This is a genomic window from Kitasatospora sp. NPDC093558, from assembly GCF_040683475.1.
Taxonomy (GTDB): domain Bacteria; phylum Actinomycetota; class Actinomycetes; order Streptomycetales; family Streptomycetaceae; genus Kitasatospora.
Window position 1 is genome coordinate 1 of sequence record NZ_JBFBDY010000942.1, and the last position, 2,015, is coordinate 2,015.

The window sequence follows — 2,015 nt, forward strand, 5'->3', positions numbered from 1 at the left end:
GGTGATCGAGCGGACGGCGGGGGCGAGCAGGTCGAGGAAGGTGGCGGCGCCGGGCCGGGGCAGCGGGGGCGGCGGCGTCCGACGCGTCGGCGTCCGGGCGCGCGCCCATCAGATCGGTGGTGTCGCTCACTAAGGGTCCTTCCCTGGAGCGGACGTCGGCCTGTCTGGCTCGGCGACCGGTTGTGCTGTCCTGACCAACGCTCGACTGCGTCGGTCCGAGGCGGGGATCCCCCGAATGGCGGAAGCCGTCGAGGGAGAGCTGCGAGGTGCGGTGCACGAAGCACGGTGGTGCGAGTGGCGCGGTGGGCCGGCCGTGTGCCGACCTCCCCGAAGGGCGTACCCCCACGCTGCCTGCGAATCCCGGGCCCCCGTCGCGTGACGGTGGCCCGCGCTCCGCCCGTCCTGGCCTCTAGGTGGGAGGCCGCGGGTGGGAGTCAGGTGCCGTCACGGCTTCGGGATGCGGCCGCAAGTCGCGCAGGCAGGCTGCGTACGCGCTGCGGTGGGCTCCCGGAGAATCGTCGCCCCGGATATCGCCGGGACTCCGCGGAAGCGGAGTGCTGGGATCGGGACGCGGCGCACCGAGCCCCGGAGGGCACCTGGTGCAGCAATGAGGTTAACACTACCGACCCCCTCAGACATTCCCCAGCCTTGCGCTTGCCAATCGTGTCCGGACGGCCCGGCTGCGGGCGTGCCGCGGCCGGGCCCGGGCGGACCGCCCGAACGTGCTGTTCAGGCGTCCAGCGGGAGCACCGTGGCACCGGTGCGGTCGAGCTCCAGGCGGTGCGCGGCGAACGCCGGGTCGCCGCCGTGGCCGTGGTGCCCGGCGAAGGAGAGCACCTTGTCGGCGCCCGCCTCGTCGGTGAGCGCGAGGACGGTCGGGCCGGCCCCGGAGATGACCGCGGGGATGCCCTCCGCGCGCAGCGCCCCCACCAGGCCGGCGCTTTCGGGCATCGCGGAGGCGCGGTAGTCCTGGTGCAGGCGGTCCTCGGTGGCGGCGAGCAGCAGCTCGGGCCGCCGGGTCAGCGCCTCGACCATCAGCGCGGCGCGGCCCGCGTTCACCGCGGCGTCGCCGAGCGGGACGGTCTTGGGCAGGAGGCCGCGGGCGGTCTTGGTGAGCACCTCGGTGGCGGGCACGAAGACGACCGGGACGACCTGCGCGGACGGCTCCAGGACGACGGCCTTGGCCGACTCCTCGTCGGTCCACGCGACGGTGAAGTTGCCGCGCAGGCAGGCCGCGACGTTGTCGGGGTGGCCCTCCAGCTCGGAGGCGAGGTCCAGCAGCGCGTCGTCGTCCAGCGCGGACGGGCCGCCGATCGTGACGGCGCGGGCGGCCACGAGGCCGGCGCAGATGGCCGCCGACGAGGAACCGAGGCCCCGGCCGTGCGGTATCCGGTTGGCGCAGACCACTTCGAGGCCGCGCGGCTGGCCGCCGAGCCGGTCGAAGGCGGCGCGCATCGAGCGGACGACGAGGTGGCGCTCGTCGCGGGCCAGCGAGTCGGCGCCCTCCCCGGCGATGTCGACGGACAGGCCGGAGTCGGCGACCCGGACGACCACGTCGTCGTACAGGCCCAGCGCGAGTCCGAAGGCGTCGAAGCCTGGGCCGAGGTTGGCGCTGGTCGCGGGGACCCGGACCCGGACGGCGGCGGCACGGAACGCGGGACCGGCCATGCGGTGGACTCTCCTGGGGAAATCGGGCGGCGCGGAGCGCGTCGGTGCGAGGGTGGGGAGGCGGGCCGCGGGCCCCGTACCGGGGCGGGCGGTCACAGTCGTCGGTGCGGCCCGCGAGGGGGCCGGACCCGGGGCATGTGCCACACGGCCGGACCCAGAGTATCGAAGAGAGGTTCCCCAGTGGTACACCCCGTGGGGCTTCGATCTGGTGTGTTGCCGCTTCTGGCCGAAATGCTCACCGGAATCGCATCGGAATGCGAAGCGGAATTGACACAAAAGTGTCACCGGAGAACGTCGTCGGGCCGACCCCCGAAAGGGTCGGCCCGACGGGGCGTCAACGATTCAGC

Annotated in this window: 1 protein-coding gene; it reads right to left on the reverse strand. The window is 74.2% G+C overall.

The annotated features are described in order from the left end of the window. Window positions 1-729: 729 nt before the first annotated feature. Window positions 730-1,668: a homoserine kinase gene (thrB, locus tag AB0O00_RS37200; RefSeq protein WP_363659119.1), complete on the reverse strand. Its 939-nt coding sequence runs from the start codon at window positions 1,666-1,668 to the stop codon at window positions 730-732. Between the last annotated feature and the right edge of the window lie 347 nt (window positions 1,669-2,015).